At 70.9% G+C, this 26,939-nt stretch carries 26 protein-coding genes; 15 read left to right on the top strand and 11 right to left on the bottom strand.

The features are described 5' to 3' along the window. Nucleotides 1–2: 2 nt before the first annotated feature. Entirely contained in the window at nt 3–713 is a 711-nt protein-coding gene (deoC, locus tag Q9S71_RS13050) for a deoxyribose-phosphate aldolase (RefSeq protein ID WP_311862765.1), read from the bottom strand. Nucleotides 714–951: 238 nt separating this feature from the next. On the opposite strand from deoC, the gene Q9S71_RS13045 reads away from it, so the two are divergent. The 3 genes from Q9S71_RS13045 to Q9S71_RS13035 all read left to right on the top strand — a co-directional run bounded on the left by Q9S71_RS13045 (nt 952) and on the right by Q9S71_RS13035 (nt 5,189). Then, the gene (locus Q9S71_RS13045; RefSeq protein ID WP_311862764.1) at nt 952–3,108 is read left to right on the top strand and encodes a DEAD/DEAH box helicase; all 2,157 of its coding nucleotides are present in this window, start codon (nt 952–954) and stop codon (nt 3,106–3,108) included. Between the two features lie 94 nt (nt 3,109–3,202). Continuing rightward, on the top strand, nt 3,203–4,231 hold the full coding sequence (locus Q9S71_RS13040; RefSeq protein ID WP_064001520.1) for an ATP-dependent 6-phosphofructokinase: 1,029 nt from the start codon (nt 3,203–3,205) through the stop codon (nt 4,229–4,231). A gap of 10 nt (nt 4,232–4,241) precedes the next feature. Beyond that, entirely contained in the window at nt 4,242–5,189 is a 948-nt protein-coding gene (locus Q9S71_RS13035) for a DMT family transporter (protein ID WP_311862763.1), read from the top strand. Nucleotides 5,190–5,194: 5 nt separating this feature from the next. Here Q9S71_RS13035 and Q9S71_RS13030 read toward each other — a convergent pair whose 3' ends face one another. Both Q9S71_RS13030 and msrB read right to left on the bottom strand, forming a co-directional pair. Then, complete coding sequence (locus Q9S71_RS13030) at nt 5,195–6,808, bottom strand: serine/threonine-protein kinase (protein WP_311862762.1); 1,614 nt, start codon at nt 6,806–6,808, stop codon at nt 5,195–5,197. A 121-nt stretch (nt 6,809–6,929) separates the two neighbouring features. Then, a complete protein-coding gene (gene msrB / locus Q9S71_RS13025; RefSeq protein ID WP_064001523.1) occupies nt 6,930–7,334 on the bottom strand; it encodes a peptide-methionine (R)-S-oxide reductase MsrB in 405 nt (134 codons plus the stop codon). 87 nt (nt 7,335–7,421) lie between these two features. On the opposite strand from msrB, the gene Q9S71_RS13020 reads away from it, so the two are divergent. From Q9S71_RS13020 to Q9S71_RS13010, 3 genes are all read left to right on the top strand, one after another. Then, nucleotides 7,422–7,682: a DUF3263 domain-containing protein gene (locus Q9S71_RS13020; protein ID WP_064001524.1), complete on the top strand. Its 261-nt coding sequence runs from the start codon at nt 7,422–7,424 to the stop codon at nt 7,680–7,682. Nucleotides 7,683–7,691: 9 nt separating this feature from the next. Next, a complete protein-coding gene (locus Q9S71_RS13015) occupies nt 7,692–8,324 on the top strand; it encodes a LytR C-terminal domain-containing protein (protein ID WP_311862761.1) in 633 nt (210 codons plus the stop codon). A gap of 143 nt (nt 8,325–8,467) precedes the next feature. Beyond that, a complete protein-coding gene (locus tag Q9S71_RS13010; protein ID WP_064001526.1) occupies nt 8,468–8,671 on the top strand; it encodes a cold-shock protein in 204 nt (67 codons plus the stop codon). Nucleotides 8,672–8,681: 10 nt separating this feature from the next. Here the strand turns inward: Q9S71_RS13010 and Q9S71_RS13005 are convergent, their stop codons facing one another. After that, nucleotides 8,682–9,083 carry a DUF4303 domain-containing protein gene (locus Q9S71_RS13005; RefSeq protein WP_311862760.1) on the bottom strand — a complete coding sequence of 134 codons (402 nt, stop codon included), beginning with the start codon at nt 9,081–9,083 and terminating at the stop codon, nt 8,682–8,684. Nucleotides 9,084–9,443: 360 nt separating this feature from the next. On the opposite strand from Q9S71_RS13005, the gene groL reads away from it, so the two are divergent. Next, nucleotides 9,444–11,063, top strand: a complete 1,620-nt coding sequence (groL, locus tag Q9S71_RS13000) for a chaperonin GroEL (RefSeq protein ID WP_217531211.1) — start codon at nt 9,444–9,446, stop codon at nt 11,061–11,063. A gap of 218 nt (nt 11,064–11,281) precedes the next feature. Next, on the top strand, nt 11,282–11,479 hold the full coding sequence (locus Q9S71_RS12995; protein ID WP_311862757.1) for a hypothetical protein: 198 nt from the start codon (nt 11,282–11,284) through the stop codon (nt 11,477–11,479). A 70-nt stretch (nt 11,480–11,549) separates the two neighbouring features. Here Q9S71_RS12995 and Q9S71_RS12990 read toward each other — a convergent pair whose 3' ends face one another. From Q9S71_RS12990 to Q9S71_RS12980, 3 genes are all read right to left on the bottom strand, one after another. Next, nucleotides 11,550–11,837: a WXG100 family type VII secretion target gene (locus tag Q9S71_RS12990; protein ID WP_064001530.1), complete on the bottom strand. Its 288-nt coding sequence runs from the start codon at nt 11,835–11,837 to the stop codon at nt 11,550–11,552. A 112-nt stretch (nt 11,838–11,949) separates the two neighbouring features. Continuing rightward, nucleotides 11,950–13,569, bottom strand: a complete 1,620-nt coding sequence (locus tag Q9S71_RS12985) for a sensor histidine kinase (protein ID WP_311862755.1) — start codon at nt 13,567–13,569, stop codon at nt 11,950–11,952. Between the two features lie 115 nt (nt 13,570–13,684). Continuing rightward, complete coding sequence (locus Q9S71_RS12980; RefSeq protein ID WP_036311868.1) at nt 13,685–14,377, bottom strand: response regulator transcription factor; 693 nt, start codon at nt 14,375–14,377, stop codon at nt 13,685–13,687. A gap of 99 nt (nt 14,378–14,476) precedes the next feature. Here Q9S71_RS12980 and Q9S71_RS12975 point away from each other — a divergent pair, with 99 nt between their 5' ends. Beyond that, nucleotides 14,477–15,886 carry a CPBP family intramembrane glutamic endopeptidase gene (locus Q9S71_RS12975; RefSeq protein ID WP_311862751.1) on the top strand — a complete coding sequence of 470 codons (1,410 nt, stop codon included), beginning with the start codon at nt 14,477–14,479 and terminating at the stop codon, nt 15,884–15,886. A 19-nt stretch (nt 15,887–15,905) separates the two neighbouring features. Here Q9S71_RS12975 and Q9S71_RS12970 read toward each other — a convergent pair whose 3' ends face one another. From Q9S71_RS12970 to Q9S71_RS12960, 3 genes are all read right to left on the bottom strand, one after another. Continuing rightward, entirely contained in the window at nt 15,906–17,549 is a 1,644-nt protein-coding gene (locus Q9S71_RS12970) for a DNA repair helicase XPB (protein WP_217531214.1), read from the bottom strand. A gap of 120 nt (nt 17,550–17,669) precedes the next feature. Continuing rightward, on the bottom strand, nt 17,670–19,376 hold the full coding sequence (locus Q9S71_RS12965; protein WP_311862749.1) for a helicase-associated domain-containing protein: 1,707 nt from the start codon (nt 19,374–19,376) through the stop codon (nt 17,670–17,672). 1 nt (nt 19,377) lies between these two features. Further along, the gene (locus Q9S71_RS12960; protein WP_217531216.1) at nt 19,378–19,656 is read right to left on the bottom strand and encodes a multidrug ABC transporter ATPase; all 279 of its coding nucleotides are present in this window, start codon (nt 19,654–19,656) and stop codon (nt 19,378–19,380) included. 106 nt (nt 19,657–19,762) lie between these two features. On the opposite strand from Q9S71_RS12960, the gene Q9S71_RS12955 reads away from it, so the two are divergent. Together Q9S71_RS12955 and Q9S71_RS12950 are read left to right on the top strand one after the other, a co-directional pair. After that, a complete protein-coding gene (locus Q9S71_RS12955; RefSeq protein WP_064001536.1) occupies nt 19,763–20,146 on the top strand; it encodes a cold-shock protein in 384 nt (127 codons plus the stop codon). Then, nucleotides 20,130–20,900 (top strand): DUF3027 domain-containing protein, encoded by a 771-nt coding sequence (locus Q9S71_RS12950; protein ID WP_311862747.1) that lies wholly within the window; start codon nt 20,130–20,132, stop codon nt 20,898–20,900. The genes Q9S71_RS12955 and Q9S71_RS12950 overlap by 17 nt, the downstream gene beginning before the upstream one ends. A 72-nt stretch (nt 20,901–20,972) precedes the next feature. On the opposite strand, the gene serC is transcribed toward Q9S71_RS12950, so the two are convergent. Further along, nucleotides 20,973–22,091: a phosphoserine transaminase gene (gene serC / locus Q9S71_RS12945; protein ID WP_311862746.1), complete on the bottom strand. Its 1,119-nt coding sequence runs from the start codon at nt 22,089–22,091 to the stop codon at nt 20,973–20,975. A gap of 108 nt (nt 22,092–22,199) precedes the next feature. Here serC and Q9S71_RS12940 point away from each other — a divergent pair, with 108 nt between their 5' ends. The 4 genes from Q9S71_RS12940 to Q9S71_RS12925 all read left to right on the top strand — a co-directional run bounded on the left by Q9S71_RS12940 (nt 22,200) and on the right by Q9S71_RS12925 (nt 26,922). Next, complete coding sequence (locus tag Q9S71_RS12940) at nt 22,200–22,904, top strand: iron-dependent transcriptional repressor DtxR (RefSeq protein WP_311862745.1); 705 nt, start codon at nt 22,200–22,202, stop codon at nt 22,902–22,904. 220 nt (nt 22,905–23,124) lie between these two features. Then, complete coding sequence (locus Q9S71_RS12935) at nt 23,125–23,997, top strand: M23 family metallopeptidase (protein ID WP_311862744.1); 873 nt, start codon at nt 23,125–23,127, stop codon at nt 23,995–23,997. A 306-nt stretch (nt 23,998–24,303) separates the two neighbouring features. Further along, nucleotides 24,304–24,801 (top strand): HNH endonuclease, encoded by a 498-nt coding sequence (locus tag Q9S71_RS12930; RefSeq protein WP_064001540.1) that lies wholly within the window; start codon nt 24,304–24,306, stop codon nt 24,799–24,801. A gap of 78 nt (nt 24,802–24,879) precedes the next feature. Further along, nucleotides 24,880–26,922 (top strand): heavy metal translocating P-type ATPase, encoded by a 2,043-nt coding sequence (locus tag Q9S71_RS12925; protein ID WP_311862743.1) that lies wholly within the window; start codon nt 24,880–24,882, stop codon nt 26,920–26,922. The last annotated feature ends 17 nt before the right edge of the window (nt 26,923–26,939 follow it).

The raw sequence follows: 26,939 nt of genomic DNA, 5'->3' as shown, positions 1-26,939 counted from the left end.
GGTCAGTACGACGAGGAGTCGACGGCCCCGGTGGCCTGGTCGCCCGCATCGATGCGACGAGCCTCGCCGAGGATGACGGCGCTGCCGCTCGTGCCGAGGCGCGTCGCGCCGGCCTCGAGCATCGCGATCGCGTCGGCGTAGCTGCGCACCCCGCCGGAGGCCTTCACCTCGACGCCTGCACCCACGGTGCGCCGCATGAGCTGGACGTGGGGGATCGTGGCCCCGCCGCCGGCGAATCCGGTCGAGGTCTTCACGAAGTGGGCGCCGCCGGCCACGGTGAGGCGGCTGCCGCGCTCGATGTGCTCGTCGTCGAGCAGGGCCGTCTCGAGGATGACCTTCGTGACGCGGCCTTCCGCCGCCGCGACGACCGCGCGGATGTCTTCGACCACGACGTCGTCGAAGCCCGAGCGCAGGGCGCCGATGTTGACGACCATGTCGACCTCGCTCGCGCCGTCGGCGATCGCCTGCCGCGTCTCGGCCACCTTCGCGGCGGTCGAGGTGGTGCCGTGCGGGAACCCGATGACCGTGCCGACTGCGACGCCGGTGCCGTCGAGACGGGCCACGGCGTGGGGGATGTCGCTCGGGCGCACGCAGACGCTGAACACACCCCATTCCGCGGCGATGTCGAGCTCGGCGTCCACGTCGGCGCGGGTGAGCTCCGGCTTGAGGATCGCGTGGTCGATGGTGGCGGCGAGTTCGCGTTCGGTGGGCATGACACCAGCGTACGCGGCACCGCGCGCCGCACCGCTGAGTCGCGGTGGGAGCCCGGGACCGCGACGCGCTAGAATGACGGGGAAGGGCCCGTCCCGTCGCCGCAGCTCGCAGAAGCGAGTACCCGCAGCCGTGACGACCCGGGGACCACATCCGCGCTGCGACCGACGTCGCGGCCTCGAAGACCGTCGTCTCGCACGACGCTCGCCGGCAACCGCCGGTGTCACGCTCAGGAGGAGCATGCCGACCACGGCAGCCACCGCCCCCAAGACCGCCGCTCGGCGTCGTCGGGGATCATCGTCGCGCCGAGACGACGAGGCACCCCTCATCCCGATCCTCGCCCGGAAGGTGCGCGAGGTCGAGGCCAAGGCCCAGCGGGGCAAGCTCGGGCCGACCAACCGCGTCAAGTTCCAGGTGATCGCCTTCCTCGTGCGCGAGGAGCGCGCTCGCGTGAAGGCGGCGTCCGACATCGCCGACGGTGCGCGCGCCGAGCTGCTCAAGCGCCTCGACGGCGTCGCGACGATCCTCGCCAAGACCGCCGCCCGCGACACCTCCCTCATCCAGCTGCTCGAGGTCGATCAGGCGACGTCGCCGGTCGCGCGCCGCATGCGTCGTGACTGGCTCCTCGAGTCCGGGGCGGAGCTGCCCGAGGACGAGCTCATCATCACCGACGCGAAGCCCGTTCAGGCGCCCGTCGTCCCCGACGCGATCGCCGACCGCCAGGTCGTGCCGCCGCAGGTCGAGGCGCGCAAGGAGGCCCACCCCTTCCTCGCCCCCGACGTCGCCCTCCGCGCCCCCGTGTCGACGCCGCGGCGCCGGCTCGACGGGTGGGAGCTCATGGGCCCGCTGTACAAGGCGTTCGAGACCGGTGCCGGGGGAGGGGCCGCGTCCATGGACCTGCCGCCCGTCCCCGAGTTCGACCGCATCTCGCCCAAGGGGCTCGACGTCATGCCGCACCAGTCGCGGTTCCTCGAGGCCGTCCGCACGGGGCACCGCAGCTTCCTGCTGGCCGACGAGCCGGGTCTCGGCAAGACGGCGCAGTCGGTGCTCGCGGCATCCGTCGCCGACGCCTACCCGCTGCTGGTCGTCGTCCCCAACGTCGTGAAGATGAACTGGGCGCGCGAGGTGGAGCGGTGGACCCCGCAACGTCGCGCGACGGTGATCCAGGGCGACGGCGAGACGATGGATGCCTTCGCGGACGTCTTCATCGTCAACTACGAGATCCTCGATCGCCACCTGTCCTGGCTCAGCTCGATCGGGCTGAAGGGCATGGTCGTCGACGAGGCCCACTTCATCAAGAACCTCACCTCGCAGCGCTCGCGCAACGTGCTCGCGCTCGCCTCGCGTATCCGCGAGCAGGTGCGCGATCCGCTGCTGCTCGCCCTGACGGGTACCCCGCTCATCAACGACGTCGAGGACTTCGACGCGATCTGGCGCTTCCTCGGCTGGACCAACGGCGAGAAGCCCGGCCCCGAGCTGATGGCGCGCCTCGACGAGACCGGCCTCACGCCCGCGGACAAGGCGTTCTACCCCGAGGCCCGCTCCGCCGTCATCTCGATGGGCATCGTGCGGCGCAAAAAGAAGGACGTCGCCGCCGACCTCCCCGACAAGCTCGTCGCCGACCTCCCCGTCGAGCTCGACGACGAGTACGGCCGCTCCATCCGCGCCGCCGAGCGGGAGCTCGGGGAGCGTCTGGCGGCGAAGTACCGCCGGATCATCGAAGCCCGCGGCGACCGCGTCGTCCGCGGCGAGGCCGACGAGGACATCGTGCGTCTCGTCGCGCACGGCGAGCTCGAAGAGGCCAAGGCTGCCGGCAGCGGCTCCGAGAACGTCTTCACGATGGTCCGCCGCATCGGTCAGGCGAAGGCGCAGCTCGCCGCCGACTACGCCGCGCAGCTGCAGCGCTCGGTCGGCAAGGTGGTCTTCTTCGCCAAGCACATCGACGTGATGGATGCCGCCGAGGCGCACTTCGCGTCGGCGGGGCTCCGCACCGTCTCGATCCGCGGCGACCAGACGACGCCCGTCCGCCAGCAGGCGATCGACGCGTTCAACGGCGACCCCGACGTCGCCATCGCGGTGTGCTCGCTCACGGCCGCCGGTGTCGGCCTCAACCTGCAGGCCGCCTCGAACGTCGTGCTCGCCGAGCTCAGCTGGACGGCCGCCGAGCAGACGCAGGCGATCGACCGCGTGCACCGCATCGGTCAGGGCGAGCCGGTCACGGCGTGGCGCATCATCGCGGCGCACACGATCGACACGAAGATCGCCGAGCTCATCGACAGCAAGCAGGGTCTGGCTCAGCGCGCCCTCGACGGCGACGCGGTCGACCCGACCTCGAGCGACTCCGTGCAGCTGTCGGCGCTCATGCACCTGCTCCGGCAGGCGCTCGGCGCCGCCTGAGCCCGCTCGGCTGGCAGGCGACGCCGTCGCGGCGATAGTGTCATCGAGGCAGCGTCGCCCCCAGCACCAACCCGAGATCACCTAAGGACCCCTCATGAAGATCGGTATCCTCACGAGCGGCGGCGACTGTCCAGGACTGAACGCCGTCATCCGGGGCATCGTGCTGAAGGGCACGACCACGTACGACATCGAGTTCGTGGGCATCCGCGACGGGTGGCGCGGCGTGGTCGACGGTGACTTCTTCCCGCTGACGCGCCACGAGGTGAAGGGTCTGTCGAAGGTCGGCGGCACGATCCTCGGCACGAGCCGGACGAACCCCTACGAGGGCCCGCGCGGCGGCGCGGAGAACATCTCGAAGACGATGTACGGCCACCGTCTCGACGGCATCGTCGCGATCGGCGGCGAGGGCACGCTGGCGGCGGCCGACCGGCTGCACAAGGACGGCATCAACGTCCTGGGTGTGCCGAAGACCATCGACAACGACCTCCACGCCACCGACTACTCGTTCGGTTTCGACACGGCGGTGAATATCGCTACCGAGGCGATGGACCGCCTGCGGACGACCGGTGACTCGCACCAGCGCTGCATGGTCGCCGAGGTGATGGGTCGTCACGTGGGCTGGATAGCCCTGCATTCCGGGATCGCGGCCGGCGCGCACGTCATCTGCATCCCCGAGCACCCCATGTCGATCGACGAGATCGCCGAGCAGGTCCAGAAGGCGCACGACCGCGGTCGTGCGCCGCTCGTGGTCGTCTCGGAGGGCTTCACCCTCACCGGCATGGACGAGGCGTACAGCGACAAGGGGCTCGACGCCTTCAACCGTCCCCGCCTCGGCGGCATCAGCGAGATCCTCGCCCCCGAGATCGAGCGGATCACGGGCATCGAGACCCGCGCGACCGTCCTCGGCCACATCCAGCGCGGCGGTTCGCCGTCGGGCTTCGACCGTGTCCTCGCGACACGTCTGGGCCTGCACGCCGCGGACGCCGTCGTCGACGGCGCATGGGGCCAGATGGTCGCCATGCAGGGCACCGAGATCGTCCGGGTGCCCTTCGCGGAGGCGCTCGGATCGCTCCACACCGTGCCGGCGCACCGCTACGAAGAAGCCGCCGCGCTGTTCGGTTGAGCCGGCTCGCGTGACGAGTCCGTCCGCGCGGACCTCGCTGGCGCCCGCCCTGGTGGGTGCGGTGTCGGTCGGCGTCCTCACCGCCGTCCAGGCGCGCATCAACGGTCAGCTCGGTGTGCGTCTCGAGCACGCCATGGTGGCCGCCGTCATCTCGTTCGGCAGCGGTCTGCTGCTGATCGCGCTCGTCTCGGTGCTGACCCCGGGTGGGCGTCGCGGAGCGGTCCTGCTGAGCCGCGGCATCCGCGAGCGCAGCATTCCGTGGTGGATGCTGGTGGGCGGCGCCGCGGGAGCGTTGACGGTCGGAACGCAGGCCGTCGCCGTCGGGATCGTGGGGGTGTCGCTGTTCACGGTCGGCATCGTCGCAGGGCAGACGGTGGGCGGGCTGATCCTCGACCGGGTGGGGTACGGGCCCGGCGGGGTCGTCGCCGTCACGGTGCCGCGACTGGTCGGCGGCGCGCTCGCCCTGGCCGCCGTGGGCGTGGTGCTGATCTCGGGGGACGGGCTGGCGGGCGTGCCCGTCTGGATGGTCGTGCTCCCCGTCGTCGTCGGAGTGGGACTCGCCTGGCAGCAGGCGACCAACGGCCGGCTGCGGGTGCGCGTCGGGACCCCGGTGACGGCGACGCTCGTGAACTTCACGCTGGGGACGGCGATCCTGGCGATGCTGGCGGTCGTCGTGACGATCGTCGACGGACCACCGGCGGCGCTGCCGTCGGAGCCGTGGCTCTACCTCGGCGGCGCGCTCGGCGTGGCGTACGTCATGCTGTCGGCCGCGCTCGTGGCCCGCACGGGGGTGCTCCTGTTCGGGTTGGCCGCGGTGTCGGGGCAGCTCCTCGCGTCACTGGCTCTCGATGTGCTCTGGCCGGCGCCGGCCGGACCGGGGGTCGTCATCGAAGCCGTCACCGTCGTCATCGGACTGGCGTCGGTGTTCGTCGCCGCGTTCTGGCCCGTCCGGCGCTGACGCGGTCAGCCGGTCGGGGCGGGCGACGGTTCGGCGGGAGCGGGGCTGTCGGCCGGGTCGGGCTCGGTGACGGCGTCATCAGTGGGTGCGGGGCTCGGCTCGACGGGGGCCGTGCCGCCGCCCTCGACGGTGCCCTCGTCGTCGGTGGCGCCGTCGGTCGGGGCCGTCTCCTCCGCCGGCTCCGTGGCGTCCTCGTCCGGTGTCGCCTCCTCGTCGGGCGCCTCCGTGGTCACCTCGGGCGTCGGCGTCGTTCTCTGCTCGTCCGTTGTGTCCGTGTCGCTCACGGTGTCGACCTCGTCGGGGGCCTCGTCCTCGGTGAGCGGGGCGGTCGGAGTGACGTCCGGGGTCGGGTCGGTGACGGGAGCGGGGTCGGGGGGAGCTACCTCGTCGCCGCCGGCGGTGAGGGCCAGGATGCCGCCGGTCCCGGCGACGAGCGCCGCCGCGGCGGCCGCGGTGATCCAGACCGTCGCCCGGCGCCGTGAACGCCGCCGGGGCCGGCGTTCGGCCGGCTGGCCCTCGGCAGGGGCTGCCGAGGCGGGCGCCGCGTCGATGGTGCGCGTCGCCTCGGCTGCAGGCGAAGCGCTGGAGGCGGCCGCCAGCACACTGGTGGGGGCCGTCGCGGGCGTGGATGGAGGGGGAGCGTCGGTCGCGGCGGCCCCGGCGGGCGGGAGAGCCTCGGTCGCCGCATCCGGAGCATGGTCGACAGAGCCCGCCGCCATCGCTGCGCCGGCACTGCCGGCGGCCACCGCGCCGGCAGCGGGAAGCGCTTCGGTGCGGGCGTCGGACGTGGTCGCGGCGAGCGCGCGTGCGCGCATCGCGACGTCGAGGGCCGGAGGCCGCTCGGCCGGGTCGATGCGCGTCATGTCGCGCAGCAGGTCCCGCCATTCCGCGTCGAGCTCCGCAGGGATCTCCGGTGGGGCCTCGAGTCGGGCGAGGGCGGTGGCGACGCCGGCCGCGTCGGGGAAGGCCCGCTTCCCTGTCAGGGATTCGATCAGGACCAGGCCGAGGGCGTAGACGTCGGCGGGCGGTGCCGGATCGACGCCCTGTACCTGCTCGGGAGCAAGGTAGGCGGCGGTGCCGATCACCTCGCCGGGGTTCGTCACCCGTGCGGTGTCGACGAGATACGCGATGCCGAAATCGGCGAGCTTCGCGCGGAACTCGTGATCGGGGAGGTGAGACGGTGCGAGCAGGACGTTGGATGGCTTGACGTCGCGGTGCACCACGCCGGCGCCGTGTGCGACGTGGAGGGCTTCGCCGAGCTCGGCGGCCATCGTCGCCGCCGCGGACGGGGTCAACGGAGACCGGGCGATGCGTGTCGTGAGGGTGGGTCCCTCGACGAGCTCCATCACGAGGTAAGGCGGGTCCACGTCGAGTTGCGCGTCGTAGAGCGTCACCAGCGACGGGTGGTTGAGCGCCGCCAGCACGCTGACCTCGCCGTGCGCACGGCTGTCGGCGGCGACTCCGTCGGCCCCCGAGCGCACAACCTTGATCGCGACCTCTCGGCCGAGGACGACGTCCTCGCCGCGGTGGACGTCAGCCATGCCGCCGCGGCCGAGCGTCTCACCGAGACGGTAACGGCCGCCCAGCAGGTCGTCTGCGTGGTCGGTGGTCTCGGGCATGTGCATCCTCCGACCGCGGCGTCCCTCACCGCGTCCGAAGCCACGGTAGACGCACGACGCCGCGCCGACACCGGGGTTGACGGTGTCGGCGCGGCCTGCAAGCGGGGCGGTGCCCCGGAGGTCAGTCGTTCTTCGGGGTGAACGACAGCGACAGCGAGTTCATGCAGTAACGGTCGCCCGTGGGGGTGCCGAAACCGTCGGGGAACACGTGCCCCAGGTGCGAGCCGCAGTTCGCGCAGCGCACCTCGGTGCGCACCATGCCGTGGCTGCGGTCCTCGATGAGCTCGACGGCCTCCGGGCGGACCGACTCGTAGAAGCTCGGCCACCCGCAGTGCGAGTCGAACTTGGTACCGCTCTGGAACAGCTCTGCGCCGCACGCGGCACAGGTGTACAGGCCGGCGCGGTCCTCATCGAGGAGTTCGCCCGTCCACGCGCGCTCCGTCCCGGCCTGCCGCAGGACGGCGTACTGCTCGGGAGTCAGCTCCTCCCGCCACTGCTCGTCGGTCTTCTCCACGCGATAGCTCATGTGTTCTTCCTTCCCTCGACATATTCAACCGGACGAACCGCCCCGATGTTCCGGGGTGTCGGAGGATCTCGGTCGTACCGTGGGGGAGTGCCCCTCTCCGATCGCGACCGCGCCGTCCTCGATTTCGAGGCCCGCTGGCACGGGCACTCCGGGGCGAAGGAGGAGGCGCTGCGCGCCGAGCTCTCGCTGACCCCTGCGCGCTACTACCAGCTGCTGGGGCGGATCCTCGAATCAGCGGATGCCGTCGCCTACGATCCGGTCCTCGTGCACCGTCTGCGGCGGCTGCAGACTGCGCAGGAGCGGGAGCGGCGCACCCGCTCCAGGGTGCTCCCGGCATCCGCCCGGTAGCATTCTCGGGTGCCGTCTCCGACCTCCCCGCCCGAGCCAGAGCAGCCCACCGCCGCCGACCCGTCCGAGACCGCGGCGCGCTCCGCAGTGAAGGATCGCTTCGACGACCTCCCGGCCCGTCCGGCTCGGATCGGGGCGCACCGCGCCGAGACGCCGCGGCTGCGCGTCGGCGTCATCGTGCTGTGGTCTGTGGTGGCCACCGTCGCCATCGTCGCGGCGGGGGTGCTCAGCACCCTGTTCGCGACCGGTCGTCTGGACTTCAGTGCCCGCTCGGCGCCCGGTTCGTCGTCGCAGGTGGTCGCTCCGCAGGTGGACACGTCGTACGAGGTGCTCGTGCTGAACGCGACCCCCGACGCCGCGCTGGGTGACGCCGTCCGCCAGGACGTGATCGCCGCCGGGTGGGCGGAGGCGGACGTCCAGGAGAGCAACGCCAGCTCCGACGACTTCCCGACCACGACCGTCTATTACGGCACGACCGCCGACGAGGCTGCGGCCCGCGGTCTGGCCGACGCGATCGGCGGCGCCGAGGTCTCTCTCGACGACACCTATCAGGTCGTCGCGCCGCCCGAGACGGCGAGCGCCGGCGGTGACCCGCGATCCCAGCTCGTGGTGATCGTCGGGCTTGATTTCGGCTCGGAGTGAGCCCGTCCGCGGCGGCTCGGCCGTCGCGTGTTTCGCCGCCGTAAACACTTGGGTTCGGAAGTGTCAACAAAGCCGGGAACCGCCGGATCCGGCAGGGGGCCGTGGCTAGCATTTCGGGTGTCCCACAGCTTCAGGAGATGCGCATGACCCAGGGAACCGTCAAGTGGTTCAACGCCGAGAAGGGCTTCGGCTTCATCACGCTCGGCGACGGACAGGATGTCTTCGTCCACTACTCGAACATCGAGATGTCGGGGTTCCGCGTGCTCGAAGAAGGTCAGGCCGTCGAGTTCACCGTCGGAACCGGGCAGAAGGGCCCGCAGGCCGAATCCGTCCGCGTCGTCGCCTGACGCCGGTCGGTCAGCCCGCGTAGCGGGCGAGGAACGGCCCGCTCAGCTCGGGCGGGTTGAGTTCCGCGGCGGAGCGGTTCTCGATGGACTCGGACGCATCGCTGTCGGTGACCGACACGAAGAGGGTGACACCGTGCAGCGCGTCCGCGCGCTCCTCCCGGAGGGCTGCGAGCGCCGCGATGAGCACGTCGGTGTGTTCCTCGAACCAGTCGTCCGCGTCGTCGTCGGCCTCGTCGATGGCCCGCGCGACGGCTTCGACCTGGTCCCACCCGACCAGTTCATCCCGCCACTCGGCGGTGTCCCCACGGAGGTAAGCGTCGTAGCCGGGCTCCGAGAGATCGCCGTTCTCGGCGGCATCGGATCGTCGGGCATGGAGATGCTCGAGCGTGGTGAGGCAGAGACCGGGGCTCATGCCGCCGTCGTCGGTCGTCAGGACGACGGCCCTACAGGTGCTCGCCGTCGAGCGTGGCGACGGCGTCATCGAAGGCGGCGAGAGTCGCCTCGCGCAACACTGCGCGGATGGCGGGGCGGCTCATCCGGGGACCTCTGCGACCGTGATCATCCATTCCTCCGTGCGGTGACGGGGCCGTTGCCGCGGTGCTCGCCGCGGCGTGTGCCACGGTAGCGCGAGCCGGTGTCGCGCGGCTTGCACTCCCTAGGGTCGAGTGCCAGAATGATTTAGCACTCACTCATCCTGAGTGCCAGAACTATCCCGCTCCCAGTCCCTGGGGGCACGGTACTGAACCTCACGTCCGGGAGGGACGACACACTTATGGCAAAGATCATCGCTTTCGACGAGGAGGCCCGCCGCGGCCTCGAGCGCGGCCTCAACACCCTGGCCGACGCCGTCAAGGTGACCCTCGGCCCCCGTGGCCGCAACGTCGTGCTCGAGAAGAAGTGGGGCGCTCCCACGATCACGAACGACGGCGTGTCGATCGCCAAGGAGATCGAGCTCGACGACCCGTACGAGAAGATCGGCGCGGAGCTCGTCAAGGAGGTCGCGAAGAAGACCGACGACGTCGCCGGTGACGGTACGACGACCGCCACGGTCCTCGCTCAGGCGCTCGTGCGCGAGGGTCTGCGCAACGTCGCGGCCGGTGCCGACCCGATCTCCCTCAAGAAGGGCATCGAGAAGGCCGTCAAGGCTCTCTCCGACGAGCTGCTCGCCGGCGCGAAGGAGATCGAGACCAAGGACCAGATCGCGGCGACGGCATCCATCTCGGCTGCCGACCCCGAGATCGGCGCCCTGATCGCCGAGGCCATCGACAAGGTGGGCAAGGAAGGTGTCGTCACCGTCGAGGAGTCCAACACCTTCGGCACCGAGCTCGAGCTCACCGAGGGTATGCGCTTCGACAAGGGCTACATCAACCCCTACTTCGTCACCGACGCCGAGCGTCAGGAAGCGGTCTTCGAGGACCCCTACATCCTGATCGCGAACCAGAAGATCTCGAACATCAAGGACCTTCTGCCCGTCGTCGACAAGGTGATCCAGGACGGCAAGGAGCTCCTGATCATCGCCGAGGACGTCGAGGGTGAGGCTCTCGCGACCCTCGTGCTCAACAAGATCCGCGGCATCTTCAAGTCGGCTGCCGTCAAGGCCCCCGGCTTCGGCGACCGTCGCAAGGCTCAGCTGCAGGACATCGCGATCCTCACGGGTGGCCAGGTCATCACCGAGGAGGTCGGTCTCAAGCTCGAGAACGCCACCCTCGACCTGCTCGGCCGTGCGCGCAAGGTCATCATCACCAAGGACGAGACCACGATCGTCGAGGGTGCCGGTGACGCGTCGCAGATCGAGGGTCGCGTGACCCAGATCCGTCGCGAGATCGAGAACACCGACAGCGACTACGACCGCGAGAAGCTGCAGGAGCGCCTCGCCAAGCTCGCCGGCGGCGTCGCCGTCATCAAGGCGGGTGCGGCCACCGAGGTCGAGCTCAAGGAGCGCAAGCACCGCATCGAGGACGCCGTTCGCAACGCGAAGGCGGCCGTCGAGGAGGGCATCGTCCCCGGTGGTGGCGTCGCGCTGATCCAGGCCGGCGAGAAGGCGTTCGCGAGCCTCGAGCTCGAGGGCGACGAGGCGACCGGCGCGAACATCGTCAAGGTGGCCATCCAGGCTCCCCTGAAGCAGATCGCGCTGAACGCCGGTCTCGAGCCCGGTGTCGTGTCGAACAAGGTCGCCGAACTCCCCGCGGGTCAGGGCCTCAACGCCGCCACGGGCGAGTACGTCGACATGTTCGCCGCGGGAATCATTGACCCGGCCAAGGTCACGCGCTCCGCGCTGCAGAACGCCGCGTCGATCGCCGGTCTGTTCCTGACCACGGAGGTCGTCGTCGCCGACAAGCCCGAGAAGGTCGCGGCGCCGGCAGGCGACCCGACCGGTGGCATGGACTTCTGATCCACCGCTGAACGGCTCACGAAGGGCCCCTCCTCCGGGAGGGGCCCTTCGTCGTGCGGCATCGGCACCTGCTTCCGCAGAGTCTCGTGCAGAAGTCAAGGGAGCATCCGTCTCGGTCGAAGCGGACGAGTCTGGGGTCCAGGCAGCGAGCACGCAGAAGCGTCGGTCGTCACCGCGCAGCGTCGCACGGGCCGTCACGTCGATTCGAGGAGGTTCCCATGACAGACCACGATGACTCCGCCGTCCAGGCCGACGACGCGTCTTCAGAGCAAAACGGTTCAGACAGCGACGGGACCGAGAAACCCGGAGGTCTCGGCAAGGACGGCACCATCCCCGCCGATCCGGACGGCGTCGCCGCCGGGCACAGCGACACCGCGTCCCACTTCAACGCGGAGGAAGACGAAGACGCGTCCTGACGGGCGGGAGACGTCTCGTCAGCACGAAGGGCCCCTCCTCCGGGAGGGGCCCTTCGTCGTCCGCCGACGGTCAGCGGAACATGCCGGCCGCGGCCATCTCGGTCTGCGCGTACTGCTGACCGACCGCGCCGAGCGCCGTGCTGATGTCGGCGAGGGCGGCATCCAGTTCGCGTTGCGCTGCGCGCCAGCGCTCGACGACGGACTGGAAGGCGACCGACGCGCTCCCGGTCCACGACCCCTGCAGCTGGGTCAGGTGCCCGAGCATCGCGGTGGTCTCGGACTGGACACGGTCGCCCGTGGCACGGATCGTGCTGGTGGCGGCGAGGACGGCGTCACTGTCGACGGTGAAGGTGGACATCGCGGTTCCTTTCGATCGGATGCCGCCACGCTAGGAGCCGGGCAGGAGCGATCCGCGAGCAGGCCGCGGCCCTGGGGACGCCAGCGGAAGGCGCGTGCCTGGGGAGGAGGCGTCAGACATCCTCTCGCGGGGCGCGCGGCAGCGGCTGGGTCGCGAGATCGAGTGCGGCGCCGGCCGTCGCCCGGTCGACCGCGAGCGGCAGCCACACCGTGAACGTCGCGCCGCCGCCGGGGGTGTCGGTCACCTCGATCGTGCCCTGCAGGGTCGCCACGATCGACGCGACGATCGACAGTCCGAGCCCCGACCCGCCGGTCTCGCGGGTGCGAGAGGAGTCCGCGCGCCAGAAGCGCTGGAAGATCTTGGCGCGGATCTGCTCCGGGATGCCCTCACCGTGATCGGCGACCGCGATCCAGCCGCGCGCGGTCTCGAGGTCTGCGCCGACGGAGAGCTCGATCGGCGAGCCTTCGGGGGTGTAGCGGCGCGCGTTGCCGAGGAGGTTCGCCACGACCTGCCGGATGCGGTTCTCGTCGCCGAGCACGATCGGCGCCGGGGTGGTGGGGACGACGGGCACGACGATCGGCGACGTCTCCAGTGCGGGGGGCGGGGCATCCGCTCGGCCCCGTCGGCGCAGCAGTCGTCCGGCGCCGGCGATCGGTCCGCCGCGGCGCTTGGGTGATGCCGGGTCGGGCTCGGTGAGCATGGCGAGGGGGATCGCGGAGCTCGGCGCCTGCCCGGTGAAGGTGACCTCGCGATCGGGCGCCGCCGCGCGGGCGTCGAGGGCGGCGTCGCGGGCGATGGGCCGGAGGTCGACCGGGACGACGGCGATGTCGCGCTGCTCGTCGAGGCGCGCGAGGGCGAGGAGGTCCTCGACGAGGGCCCCCATCCGGATCGCCTCCTTCTCGATGCGTTCCATGGCCTGCGCCGTCTGCTCCGGGTCCTGGATCGCCCCCATCCGGTAAAGCTCGGCGTACCCGCGGACGGTCACGAGCGGGGTCCGCAGTTCGTGGCTCGCATCGCCGATGAAGCGCCGCATCCGCTCGACCGTGGAGTCCCGCTCGCCGAGGGCCTCGTCGATGCGGTCGAGCATGACGTTGATCGCGGTCTTCAGGCGCCCGACCTCGGTGCCCGGAGCGATGTCGCTCATGCGCTGACTGAAGTCGCCCTTCGCGATCGTCATGGCGGTCGACTCGACCTGCCCGAGACCGCGGAAGGCGAGGGTGACGAGACCGCGGGTGAGGACCGCACTGCAGAGGATCGTGAAGAGGGCGAGCGCCGTGTAGATGCCGATGTAGTTGGCGACGGTGCGGTTGACGTCGTTCAGGGGCAGCGCCACCAGCTGCGTGTAGTAGTCCCGGGAGCCGGGGATCGGCAGGGTGTCGACGCTGGCGCGGTAGCGGACGGTGCCGTCGGCCGAGGCGAGGTCGAAGGGCGCCGTCCCGTTGAGGACGGTCTGATCGAGGGAGAACGTCGAGGGGAACTCCGGCGGGGAGAGCGAGGAGTCACCGCCCGCGACGGCGAGGAGGCGCCCGTCGCCCTTGCCGCTGTAGACGGCGACGGCGAAGTCGGTCGGCGCCGCCGCGATCGGGGTGAAGGTCGCCTCGCCGTCGTCGAGGTCGACGTTCATGAGGTTGCTCGCGATGTCGGTCGTGACCGTCTGGGTGAGCGACTGGTCGACCGCGTTCAGCTGCGCGTTGCGCAGGAAGATCATCGTGCCGACGCCGGCGCCGATCATCCCGAACGCGAGGACGCTGACGGTGACGCCGGTGACCTTCGCGCGCAGGCTGAGGCCGCGCCACCATCGGGTGACGCGGTCCTGCTTCTCGGTCGGGCCCAGGGGGCGCCTCCGTTCAGGCGGTGCGGTCGGCCTTCAGCATGTATCCGAAGCCGCGTTTGGTCTGGATGAGCGGCTCGGAGGAGTGCGGGTCGATCTTGCGGCGCAGGTAGGAGATGTAGCTCTCGACGATGCCGGCGTCGCCGTTGAAGTCGTACTCCCACACATGGTCGAGGATCTGCGCCTTGCTCAGCACCCGGTTCGGGTTGAGCATCAGGTAGCGCAGCAGCTTGAACTCGGTGGGGGACAGGTCGATCGAGACGTCGCCGACCTGGACGTCGTGCGTGTCCTGGTCCATCGTGATCTCGCCGGCCTTGATGATCGAGTCCTCGTCGGCCTGCATCGTGCGGCGCAGGATCGCCTGGATGCGGGCGACGATCTCGTCGAGGCTGAAGGGCTTGGTGACGTAGTCGTCGCCGCCCGAGTTGAGGCCCTCGATCTTGTCCTCCGTCGCATCCTTCGCGGTGAGGAAGAGGATGGGGGCGGTGTAACCCGCGCCGCGGAGGCGCTTGGTGACGCTGAACCCGTTCATGTCGGGCAGCATGACGTCGAGGATGATGAGGTCGGGTTCTTCCTCGAGGACGGCCGAGATGGTCTGGGCGCCGTTCGCGACGGCGCGGACCTGGTATCCGGCGAACCGAAGACTCGTGACCAGCAGGTCCCGGATGTTCGGCTCGTCGTCGACGACGAGGATTCGCGCAGCGGTCATGAGCCCATACTGGCACCGGAATCCATCGGTTTGCTGGACATTCCGGCGTCGGGTCGCCTCAGGGTACGATCCCCGCCCGGCGTGGGACAGGATGGAACGGTGACTGTTCCGCAGCCCCGACCTCCCCAGCCCCTTCCCGCCGACGCGACCGGTTCCGGTCTCGCATTCCACCGGCTCGTCTTCGCGCGCCAGCGCCGCGGCTGGTGGGTGCCGCTCGTCACCGGCATCCTCGGTGTCGTCTTCTTCCTCGTCGGCTCGCTCCTGATCGGGCTGGTCTTCGGGATCCTCGTGTTCGCGGCGGACCCCGGCGCCGGTGCCGAGGTGATGCTGAGGCGGCTCACCGTCATGGACGTCACCGATCCGGTGGGGCTCGCGGTCATCCTCTTCTCGCTCGCCATCCTCTGGCCGTCGTACCTCTTCGCCTCGTGGATCGTCGCGGGCAAGCGGATCGGCCACATCTCGTCGGTCGCGGGTCGACTGCGGTGGCGATGGATGCTGGTGTGCACCGGTGCCGCCGTCGTGGTCTACATCGTGGTGTCGGCGCTGACCTTCCTGATCCCCGTCGAGGAGGGCTCGAGCGGTGACCTGGTCGCGCCGCAGGACAACCCGTCGTTCGTCGCGTCGCTCCTGGTCGTGCTGCTGCTCGTCCCGTTCCAGGCGACCGCCGAGGAATACGTCTTCCGCGGCTACCTCATGCAGACGGTGGGGCGCTGGCTGCGGCATCCTGCCTGGGCGATCCTCCTGCCCGTGCCGCTGTTCGTCCTCGGGCACGTGTACGACGTGCTGGGGCAGACGAGCGTGGCCGCGTTCGCCATCGCGGCGGGCTGGCTGACCTGGCGGACCGGGGGACTCGAGGCGGCCATCGCGCTGCACGTGATCAACAACATCGTCGCGTTCGGGTTCTCGGTCTTCGGCCTCAGCGACGCGAACGCGACCGACACGACCGTGCTCGGCCTGGTGTCGTCACTCGTGATGATCGGCATCTACGTCGGGGCCGTGGAGTGGCTGTGGCGCCGCGGCGACGGTCGCCGCACGCTGCGTCTGACACCCGCACCCGAGCCCGTCTACGCTCCGCCGGTCTACGGGCAGCCGATCTACGGACAGCAGCCTGTGTACGGCCAGCCGCCGATGTATGGGCAGCAGCCGGTGTATGGCCAGCCGCCTGTGTACGGCCAGCCGCCGGTGTACGGGCAGCCGCCGGTGTACGGGCAGCCGCCGGTGTACGGTCAGCCGCCTGTGTATGGGCAGCCGCCTGTGTATGGGCAGTCTCCCGTCGACGGTCAGCCGCCTCTCGTCCCCGAGCCGCAGCCGACGCCGCCGGCCGAGCCGTACTCCGGTCCGCCGCTCGAGCCGCACCAGGCGCCGCGATGGGGCGAGTATGCGCCCGCCCCCGACTCCGCGCCGAGCCCGGACCCGACGCCGACCGCCTCGGACGGGGGCTCGTCGTCGGACACCAGCGGCCCGTCGGGCGACGGCGGGGCATCCGGATCGTCCTCGTCATCGGACTGACGCCGAACCTCCGCGTCGCTCAGGCGGCGCGGAGGTCGTCGGCGTCGAGGATCGTGTAGCTGTAGCCCTGCTCGGCGAGGAACCGCTGGCGGTTCTGCGCGAAGTCCTGGTCGACGGTGTCGCGGGCGATGAGCGTGTAGAAGCTCGCCTTGTGCCCGTTCGACTTCGGACGCAGGAGGCGCCCGAGGCGCTGCGCCTCCTCCTGACGCGACCCGAACGAACCCGACACCTGGATCGCGACGGAGGCGTCCGGCAGGTCGATCGAGAAGTTCGCGACCTTCGAGACGACGAGCACCGGGATGCGGGCGTGCCGGAACGCGTCGAACAGCTCTTCGCGCTCGTCGACGGGCGTCGAGCCGGTGATCTTGGGTGCGCCGAGTTCCTCGGACAGCACGTCGATCTGGTCGAGGTACTGCCCGATGACGAGGATCTGCTCGCCCTGGTGCTTGGCGACGAGGTCGCGGACGACGTCGATCTTGGCGTGCGCGGTCGCCGCGAGGCGGTACCGCTCGTCGTCGGCGGAGGCCGCGTACTCGAGGCGATCGGATGCCGGCAGGTCGATGCGCACCTCGTAGCAGACCGCGGGCGAGATGAAGCCCTGCGCCTCGATCTCCTTCCACGGGGCGTCGAACCGCTTGGGCCCGATGAGGCTGAACACGTCGCCCTCGCGGCCGTCCTCGCGCACCAGTGTCGCGGTGAGGCCGAGTCGCCGCCGTGCCTGCAGGTCGGCGGTCAGCTTGAACACGGGAGCGGGCAGCAGGTGCACCTCGTCGTACACGATGAGACCCCAGTCGAGCGCGTCGAGGAGCGCGAGGTGGGCGTACTCGCCCTTCCGCTTCGCCGTCAGGATCTGGTACGTCGCGATCGTGACGGGCTTGACCTCTTTGGACTGGCCGGAGTACTCGCCGATCTCCTCGGGGGTGAGCGAGGTGCGCTTGAGCAGCTCGTCGCGCCACTGCCGGGCGCTGACGGTGTTCGTCACGAGGATGAGGGTCGTCGTCTTCGTGTCGGCCATCGCCGCGGCGCCGACGAGCGTCTTGCCCGCGCCGCAGGGGAGCACGACGACTCCCGATCCGCCCTCGCTGAAGATGTCGACGGCTTTGCGCTGGTAGGGGCGCAGGGTCCAGCCGTCCTCGTGCAGCTCGATCTCGTGCGGGGTGCCCGGGGTGAAGCCGGCGTGGTCCTCGGCCGGCCAGCCGATCTTCAGCAGTTCCTGCTTGATCTGACCGCGGGCCCACGCGTCGATGACGTAGGTGTCGGGCGTCGGGTGGGCGATGAGGAGCGGTTGGATGCGGCGGTTGCGCGCGATCTCGGCGAGCACCGCCTTGTCGGTCGAGCGCAGGATGAGGGTGCCCTCGTCGTCGCGCTCGATGACCAGGCGCCCGTAGCGGCCGACGGTCTCGCGGATGTCGATGGAGACCGACGGCGGCACGGGGAACTTCGCCCACCGCTCGAGGGTCGCCAGCATGTCCTCGGCGTCGTGGCCCGCGGCGCGGGCGTTCCACAGGCCCAGCCGCGTCACGCGGTAGGTGTGGATGTGCTCGGGGGCGCGTTCGAGCTCGGCGAAGATCGCGAGTTCGTGCCGCGCGTTCTCCGCGTCGGGATGCGCCACTTCGAGCAGCACGGTGCGGTCGCTCTGGACGATGAGGGGGCCGTCAGCCATAACGAACGAGTCTACCGGCCCCGCCGGTCGCCCCGGCCCGACCGGCCACAGTGCGTCGAGGCGTCGCAGATGGTCGCCGCCTCGGCGCCGGAACGACCATGTGCGACGTTTCGGGACTGGTCAGGCCGGGCGCACGCTCACGATGCTCGACAACGGCAGGGTGCGCTCGACGTCGGCGGCGCGGTCGCGGCCGCGCAGGCGTCCGCCGCCGAGTCCCGCCGCCTCGAGCGTCACGTCGCGCGAGGAGCCGTCCGGCATGCGCACCGTGATCTCGATCGTCGCGCGGGTGCGGACGGCCTGGTCGAGCTCGCGTTCGAGCCAGGCGGCATCCGCGTCGTCCGACAGACTCGCCCGGAGCGTCTCGATGAGGGTGCGGTACCGCTCGGACGCCGGGGGTTCGGGTGCGGCGTCCTCGACCGCCTCGTGCCGGCCGAGCGCGCGCGGCGCGCCGTCGGCGTCCACGGCGAGCACGGGATAGCGGGCGTCGGCGAGCATCCAGTAGGTCGTCTCGGGGCTCGTGCGTGTGACGAGGTCGTCGCCGTCGAGCACGAGTCCGAGCGGACGCAGCGCCTGGTCGACGTTGATCGCTTCAAGGAGGTCCGGATCGCCCGAGACCCGCGTGTACCCCTGCCAGTCCGGTCCGACGCGCAGCCGGCCGTACCGCGCGGCGGCGCGCTCGATCTCGTAGGCGAGCGGCTGCGGCACGCCCGTGAGCGACAGGTCGGTGAGGAAGGCGGTGAGGGATGCCGCGGTCTCGCCGGCGGCGAAGGCGGCGCCGATCGTCTCGGCCGTGAACCGGTACGTCGCCGCCTGCGCACGCGATTCGCGCCGCGCCGTCGTCCGCAGGCGCTGGTCGAGTCGGGGCTCGAGCGGACCGGGGGCGATCGCCGTCAGGTCGTTCTGGAGGTAGACCTTGTCGACCTCGTGGGGGAGGAGGGATCGCAGGGTGCCGGCGTCGGCATCCGCTCCGGCGGCGAGTCCCGCCGCCCACGTGGGGGGCGTGCCGTCGGGGGCGGTCATGGCCCACTGCGTGAGCATGGCGGCGAGGCGGCCGACGCGATCGGGCCACGCCGGGTCGAACGGATGGGCACCGGGCCACTCGGCGGCGGGACGCCATCCGCCGTCGGCGGTGCGGAGCGCGCGGGGGAGTCGGTCGCGCAGGCGCTGGGCGACGTCGAGCCAGCGCTCGAGCGTGCGCGCGCCGAGCCACCGCGTCCCCGCGTCGGAGACCGTCCAGGTCCGCTCCGAGCCCGACAGCAGTCCCGCGTGCGCCGCGATCGCGACGAGGGTGTCGGCGTCCTCCGACGTGTGCGCGGCTCCGATTTCGACGAGGCGGCGGCGGTCGCCGGCGCTGAGCGCCCCCGAACCGATGCGTCCGAGCGGGCTGCGCGAGGCGGCGTGCAGGATGTCGGCGAGCGAGGCCACGGCGTCGAAGGCGCGCTCGGCACTCGCGGCATCCGATTCCGCTCCGCCGTCGAAGACCGTCGGGGCGGTGACGGGGGTCGCCGAGCCGAGCGCCGTCGCGACCGCCTCATAGGGGCGTCCGGCGTCGTCGACGAGCGCGCGGCCCACCAGGCCGTCCCGGACGGCGGGGGAGACGGCCACGCCGTTTCGCACGGCCGCGCGCAGGGCGGCGGCGTCGACGTCGGACACCTCCGCCAGTGCACGGGTCAGCTGCGCGGGATCGAGCAGGGCGTCAGCGGCGTCGAAGAAGTCGGTCCAGGAGGTGCGGGGGGAAATGTGGCGGGCGCCAAAGAGGGCGGCGAGGGCGTCCGGATCGAGTGTCGCGAGGCGGGTCGCGAGAGCACGAGCGTCGGATGCGGTCACGTCAACGACCCTTGTTGGCCCGTCCCCGTCGCACGAAGGTCATGATCAGCAGGGTCAACAGCAGCGCGAAGGCGATCGGCGGCGCGATATAGACGATCAGCGTCACGACAGGCCAGAACCCGGTCGCGAAGTCGGCCTGCTCGAGGCCGCCCGGGCCGGAGGCGATGATGATCGAGAAGAAGCAGACGACCGAGAGCACCAGCAGCCCGAGGGACATGAACGCCAGGACGCGGTCGATGCGACGGACGGGGAGATCGCCGGCCGAGGGCGGAGTGCTCATCCGATCAGAGTAGCGGCTCGCCGGGGTGCCGTAGTCTGGTGGTGGGGCTGAGACGGTCCCACTTTTCCATGCCCGCACGCGGGCTCGAGCAGCGAGGTTTCGACACATGCCCACCGGCAAGGTCAGGTTCTACGACGAGGCGAAGGGATTCGGCTTCATCACCGACGACGACGGTCAGGACGTCTTCCTGCACGCGACGGCGCTCCCCGCCGGGACCACCACGATGAAGCCCGGCACGCGCCTGGAGTTCGGCGTCGCCGACGGCCGCCGCGGCCTGCAGGCACTCGCGGTCCGTGTGCTCGACGCACCCGTGAGCCTCAGCAAGCGCAATCGTCCGAAGGCCGACGACATGGCCGTGATCGTCGAGGACCTCGTGAAGCTCCTGGACGGCATCGGCGGCGACCTGCGTCACGGCCGCTACCCGAGCACGTCGCACGGCAAGAAGGTCGCGGCGATCCTGCGCAAGGTTGCCGATGACCTCGATGCCTGAGCAGCCTTCAGAGGCGGAGCTGCCCGCGGAGGCGGAGCAGCCCGCCGAGACCGAGCAGCCCGAAGCGGCGGAGCCTGCGGCGGTCGAAGAGCCGGAGTCCGCTCCGGACGAGCCGATCGTCGTCGACGAACGGTTGTTCCACGCGCACGACCTCGCGCGCGCAGCGCTGCGCGAGGTGACTCCGGAGTCGACGATCGGCGAGGCCGCCGGCTACGTCGTCGAGGACGGCGGGGTCGTCTCGCTGCGGTTCGCCAACCGGATGGACGGCTATCCCGGGTGGTTCTGGACCGTCAGCGTGGCGGTCGTCGAGGGCGCCGAGCCGACCGTGCTCGAAGTCGAGCTGCTTCCCGGCGACGGCGCGCTGCTCGCCCCCGAGTGGCTGCCGTGGGCCGAGCGTCTGGCGGAGTACCAGGCGGCGCAGGCCGCGGCGGGTGAGGACGACGAGTCCGAGGACGACGAGGACGACAACGCCTCCGATGAGGACGAGGACGACGCGGAGGACGCCGACGACCTCGATGCGGCCGACTTCGACAGCGACGGGTCGCCGATCCTGCACGCCGGAGACGTCGACGGCGTCGACATCGACGAGCTCGACGACACCGCCGCCGACGCCGAGCAGACGGCTGACGACGACGCTGAGCCGGATGACGAAGACGATGACGAGTCGGACGAAGACGATGACGAGTCGGACGAAGACGATGACGAGTCGGACGACGAGGACGACGAGTCGCGGGAGTCGCTGCGCGAGTACTGACGCGCGGCATCCACTGTCAGACGACGGCGGCCCCGGGGAATCGCTCCTCGGGGCCGCCGTCGTACAACCGGGTCAGTCGGCGAGGTGCTCGACCGTGTAGTCGATCGCCTGGATGAGCGTCCGCACATCGGACGGCTCGATAGAGACGAAGGTCGCGACGCGCAGCTGATTGCGGCCGAGCTTGCGGTAGGGCTCGGTGTCGACGATGCCATTGGCGCGCAGGCTCTTCGCGATCGCGGCGGCATCCACCGACTCGTCGAAGTCGATCGTGACGACGACGGGGGAGCGGTCCGCGGGGTTCTGGACGAACGGGGTCGCGAACGAGGCGGCATCCGCCCACTGGTACAGCGCACCCGACGACTCCGCCGTGCGGGCGCCCGCCCACGCGAGACCGCCGTTCCCGTTGATCCACTGCAGCTGCGTCTCCAGGAGCTGCAGGGTCGCGATCGCGGGGGTGTTGAGGGTCTGCTGCAGACGCGAGTTGTCGAGCGCGTTCTTGAGGCTCAGGAACTCCGGGATGTAGCGACCGGATGCCGCGACCCGCTCGATCCGCTCGATGGCGGCCGGCGACACCGCGGCGTACCAGAGGCCGCCGTCGGAGCCGAGGTTCTTCTGCGGCGCGAAGTAGTAGACGTCGGTCTCGGTGACGTCGAAGTCGATGCCGCCGGCGGCGCTCGTCGCGTCGACGACCGTCAGGGCGCCGTCGTCGCCGTGCACGCGGGTGATCGCGGTCGCGACACCCGTCGACGTCTCGTTGTGCGGCCAGGCGTAGACATCCACGCCTTCGACCGCCTCGGGGGCGATGCTCGTGCCGGGCTCCGCCTTGCGGACGTCGGGGGCCTCGAGCCACGGGGCGGCCGCGGCCGCGGCGAACTTGCCGCCGAACTCGCCGAAGACGAGGTTCTGGGCGCGCTTCTCGATGAGGCCGAAGGCGGCGGCATCCCAGAACGCCGTCGAGCCGCCGTTGCCGAGGATGATCTCGTAGCCGTCGGGCAGGCGGAGGAGCTCGGCGAGACCGGAGCGGGTGCGACCGACGAGGTCCTTCACGGGGGCCTGGCGGTGCGACGTCCCGAACAGCGACGCACCCTGCGTGACGAGCGCCTCGAGCTGCTCGGCTCGGACCTTGGACGGGCCGCAGCCGAAGCGTCCGTCGACGGGCAGGAACTCGGGGGGCAGGGTCACAGTCGCCATGCCGAGAAGTCTAGGGCGCGGGCATCGGCGGCCTCGGTCGCGTGACGCCCGGTGACCGGATGCCGGATAGGCTGGAAACGCACTGTCTCCCGCGCGAAAAGGCCACTGATGACCGACCTCATCGACACCACTGAGATGTATCTGCGCACCATCCTCGAACTCGAGGAGGAGGGCATCACGCCGCTCCGCGCACGCATCTCGGAGCGCCTCGGGCACTCGGGTCCGACGGTGTCGCAGACGATCGGGCGCATGGAACGCGATGGTCTCGTCGTCGTGTCGGAGGACCGCAAGCTCGAGCTCACCGAGCCGGGCCGCCAGAAGGCCGTCGACGTCATGCGCAAGCACCGCCTCGCCGAGCGGCTGCTCTCGGACGTCATCGGTCTCGACTGGGCCTACGTCCACGAAGAGGCGTGCCGCTGGGAGCACGTCATGAGCGAGCTCGTCGAGCGTCGGCTGATCGAGCTGCTCGATCACCCGACCGAGTCCCCGTACGGCAACCCGATCCCGGGACTCGACCAGCTGGGCGACGTCCCGGCGAACGCATTCGACAGCGGTGTCGTGGGTCTGGTCCGCCGACTGACGGATGCCGGTGGCCCGATCACCGGCAGCGTGCGGCGTTTGGCGGAGCCGATCCAGGTCGATCCCGAACTGCTCGCGCAGCTGCGCGACGCGGGTGTCGTCCCCGGACGCACGGGCGCCTTCCGCTTCAACGAGGGGTACGTCCTCGTCGAGATGGACGGTGTCGACGAGGCCCTCGAGCTGCCCGTCGAGGTCGCCTCCCACATCTTCCTCGTGGACGTCCGCGAGATCTGAGCCGTCGTCACCGGCCCTCGGTTCGGGGGCGGGAGCGTGACATATTCGTTACCTTCGGGTAGCCTCGGAGAGTCCATCGGCGAGAAGCCCGCCACGGACCGCTCCGCGAGTTGCCTCTCCGGCTCGTCATTCGCGAAGTGCCCCGTACATCTGTGCCCGACACTGAGTGCCGACGAGCCAGCATCCTGCCAGCAGGGATGCGGAGGCGCCGGAGGACAGCTTGGCTGAAGAGTTCCACCCGTCGAACGAGATTTCTGAGGCGTCGACGGCCCCCCGTAAAGGTCGTCTGAGCCGCCGCGTCGCCGCGAAAGCGCCCGCGACCCGTTCGACCGCCACCCGCCCGCACCCCGTCCGCAGCTTCGTCACCGTCGCCGCCGTCGCCGGGATGGTCGCAACGGTGGCCATCCCCGCTTTCGCGGCGGCCGACCGCGGCGACGTCGCCGAGGCGCGTACGCTGCAGCAGATCTCCGCCGATGACGCGCAGTCGCTCGTCGTCGCCTCGGAGGGCAGCCCCGAGACGCTCGAGCGCGGCGGCTACTCCGCCACGACGCCCGAGGAGATCGCGGCCGCCAAGGCGAAGAAGGCAGCGGAAGAGGCGGCCAAGGCTGCTCTTGCCGCGCGCCTCGCCGCGGCATCCAGCGCGTCGAGCTCCAGCTCGCGGTCGTCGAGCTTCTCGTCCTCCGTGCCGCTCGTCGCGCCGGGATCGGGCACCGTCCGTCGCCCGCTCGCGCACTTCAACAACTTCGGCCGTCCGTACGCCGGTCACAAGGGAACCGACTACATGGTCGGTCGCGGCGAGCCGATCTACTCGGTCGCCGACGGCACCGTGGTCGCCTCGTCCGAGTCCGGACCGGGGTGGGGTGTGTACGTGAAGATCGCCCACAACATCGGCGGCACGAGCGTCACCTCGCTCTACGCGCACATGGACTGGGGCACGCGTCGCGTCTCGGTCGGCGAGAAGGTCTCGGCCGGGCAGCTGATCGGTCAGGTCGGCGACACCGGCCGCGCCAACGGCACCCACCTGCACCTCGAGATCCGCGTGAACGGCGGATACGCCAACGCTGAGTCCTGGCTGCAGGCCAACGCGGGCTGACGACACACGGCATCCGTTCGTCTGCAGTTCGCCCTCGGGTATCCCTGGGTGTATTACCCTGACCCCGACGCTCGTTCGAGCCGAGGGGAGCCGCATGGACATCCAACCCCGCATTCGCAACCGGAATGCGCTAGGTCGGCATGTGCTGCGGCATCGTGTGCACGATTGCCACGACGTCGGTCGTGCGATGAAGGCGCTGTCATCATGACAGCGCCTTTTTTCGTGCCCGCACCCCTCTCGACCCGTGCCGCGTCGACGCAACGGAAGGCCGCTGAAGCCGTCACGGCAGTTCGAGAGGACACCCACATGCGCACTCTGGTGCTGAACGCAGGTTACGAACCCCTGGCCGTCGTCTCCTTCAAACGAGCACTCGTGCTCGTCATGACGGAGAAGGCCACCATCATCGAGCGCGTCGAGGAGGACCCCGTCTGGGGCACCCGCGACGTGTACGACCGCCCCGCCGTCATCGTGCTGACCCGCTACGTGCGGATCCCCGCCGGGCGTCGTGTGCCCGTCACGCGCCGCGGGGTGCTGCGACGCGACGGCAACCGGTGCGCGTACTGCGGCAAGAGCGCGACGACGATCGACCACGTGCTGCCGCGGTCGCGCGGAGGAGCGGACTCGTGGGAGAACCTCGTCGCCGCGTGCCTGCGGTGCAACAACGTGAAGGGCGACCGGACGCCCCAGGAGATGCACTGGGAGCTGCGCTGGACGCCGTCGGCCCCGCGCGGCGCCGGCTGGCGCGTGCGGGGGACCGAGCGCACCGATCCGGCGTGGGAGCCGTACCTGGCGCTCGCCGCGTAGGCGGTTCGGTCGGAATACTCGTGGACGGCTCGCGTTGGGCCGTGTATACCCCTAGGGGGTATAAGCGAGAGGAGCGACATGCACGCGGAGCACGACATGCGCGCGGGCCACGATGTCCACTCCGGGCATCAGGGCCATGACATGCACGGCGGGCACGGTGACCACGTCGGGCAGTTCCGGCGGCTGTTCTGGATCAACCTCCTGATCGCGGTCCCGGTGGTCGTGACATCCCCGATGTTCGCGATGATCCTCGGGTACGAGGTGCCGGGGTGGATGCGGTGGGTCGCCCCCGTTCTCGGAACCGTGATGTTCGTGTGGGGCGGCCGGCCGTTCCTGACCGGCGCGGTCGCCGAGCTGCGACGCCGTTCGCCCGGCATGATGCTCCTCATCGCCCTCGCGATCACCGTGGCGTTCCTCGCCTCGTGGGGGGCGAGCCTCGGCATCCTGCACCACGAACTCGAGTTCTGGTGGGAGCTCGCGCTCCTCATCGTCATCATGCTGCTCGGGCACTGGATCGAGATGCGATCGATCGCGCAGACGAGCTCAGCGCTCGACTCGCTGGCCGCGCTCCTGCCCGACGAGGCGGAGCGCGTCGAGGGCGATGCGGTCGTGACCGTCGCGCCCGGCGAGCTGCGGGTCGGCGACGTGGTCGTCGTGCGGCCCGGCGGCAGCGTTCCCGCCGACGGTCGTGTGGTCGACGGGCGCGCCGAGATGGACGAGTCGATGATCACGGGCGAGTCCCGTCCCGTCGCGCGCGGCGCGGGCGACTCCGTCACCGCCGGCACTGTCGCGACCGACTCCGGACTGCGCGTCGAGATCACGGCGACCGGGGACGACACGGCGCTGGCCGGCATCCGTCGCCTCGTCAGTGACGCGCAGAACTCGTCGTCGCGGGCGCAGCGCATCGCCGACCGCGCGGCGGCGCTGCTGTTCTGGTTCGCGCTCGGTGCCGCCGTCGTGACGGCGCTCGTCTGGACCCTGATCGGGATGCCGGACGAGACCGTCGTGCGGACGATCACCGTCCTCGTCATCGCCTGCCCGCACGCGCTCGGCCTCGCGATCCCGCTCGTCGTGTCCATCGCGACCGAGCGCGCGGCCCGCGGCGGGGTGCTCGTGACCGACCGTCTCGCCCTCGAGGCGATGCGGACCGTCGACACGGTGCTGTTCGACAAGACCGGCACCCTCACGAAGGGCGAGCCGGTCGTCGCGGAGGTCGCGGCATCCGCTCGGGTGAACGAGGACGACGTGCTCGCGCTGGCCGCGGCGGCCGAGGCGGACAGCGAGCACCCGCTGGCTCGCGCGATCGTCCGCGCCGCGGCGGAGCGCGGGCTGAGCGTGCCGAGGGCGACGGGGTTCTCGTCGTCGCCCGCGGTGGGGGTCACGGCATCCGTCGAGGGTGCGTCGGTGCGGGTCGGCGGCCCGCGCCTGCTCGAGGAGATCGGGGCGAGCGAGGTGGATGCCGCCGAGGCGTGGCGCGCGGACGGGGCGATCATCCTGCACGTCGTCCGGGACGGCGCGGTCGTGGGCGGACTGAAGCTCGCGGACGAGGTGCGGCCCGAGTCGCGGGAGGCCGTCGACACGCTGCATCGGATGGGCGTGCAGGTGGTCATGATCACGGGCGACGCCGAGGCGGTCGCGCGGTCGGTCGGGGACGAGCTCGGGATCGACCGGGTGTTCGCGCAGGTGCGCCCCGAGGACAAGTCCGATGCGGTCGCCGCCCTGGAGGCGGAGGGGCGCACGGTCGCGATGGTCGGGGACGGGGTCAACGACGCACCGGCGCTGGCCCGCGCGGATGTCGGGATCGCGATCGGAGCGGGCACCGACGTCGCGATCGCCTCGGCGGGTGTCGTGCTGGCGGGATCCGATCCGCGCAGTGTCGTCTCGGTGATCGCGCTGTCGCGCCGGTCGTACCGCAAGATGCAGCAGAACCTGTGGTGGGCGGCCGGGTACAACCTGCTGTCGGTGCCGCTCGCGGCGGGCGTACTGGCACCGGTCGGGTTCGTGCTGCCGATGTCGGTCGGCGCGATCCTCATGTCGCTGTCCACGGTCGTCGTCGCGCTCAACGCGCAACTGCTGCGACGGATGGACCTGCGGCCGGAGGTCAGCGTCCGCGAGGTGTGAGGCCGGGGTGGGAGCGA

The sequence above is a fragment of the Microbacterium gawkjiense genome (assembly GCF_031932225.1).
In the GTDB taxonomy this organism is placed as follows: domain Bacteria; phylum Actinomycetota; class Actinomycetes; order Actinomycetales; family Microbacteriaceae; genus Microbacterium; species Microbacterium gawkjiense.
The sequence above is the reverse complement of the archived record's forward strand: the minus strand, read 5'-3'. Positions and strand labels throughout refer to the sequence as shown.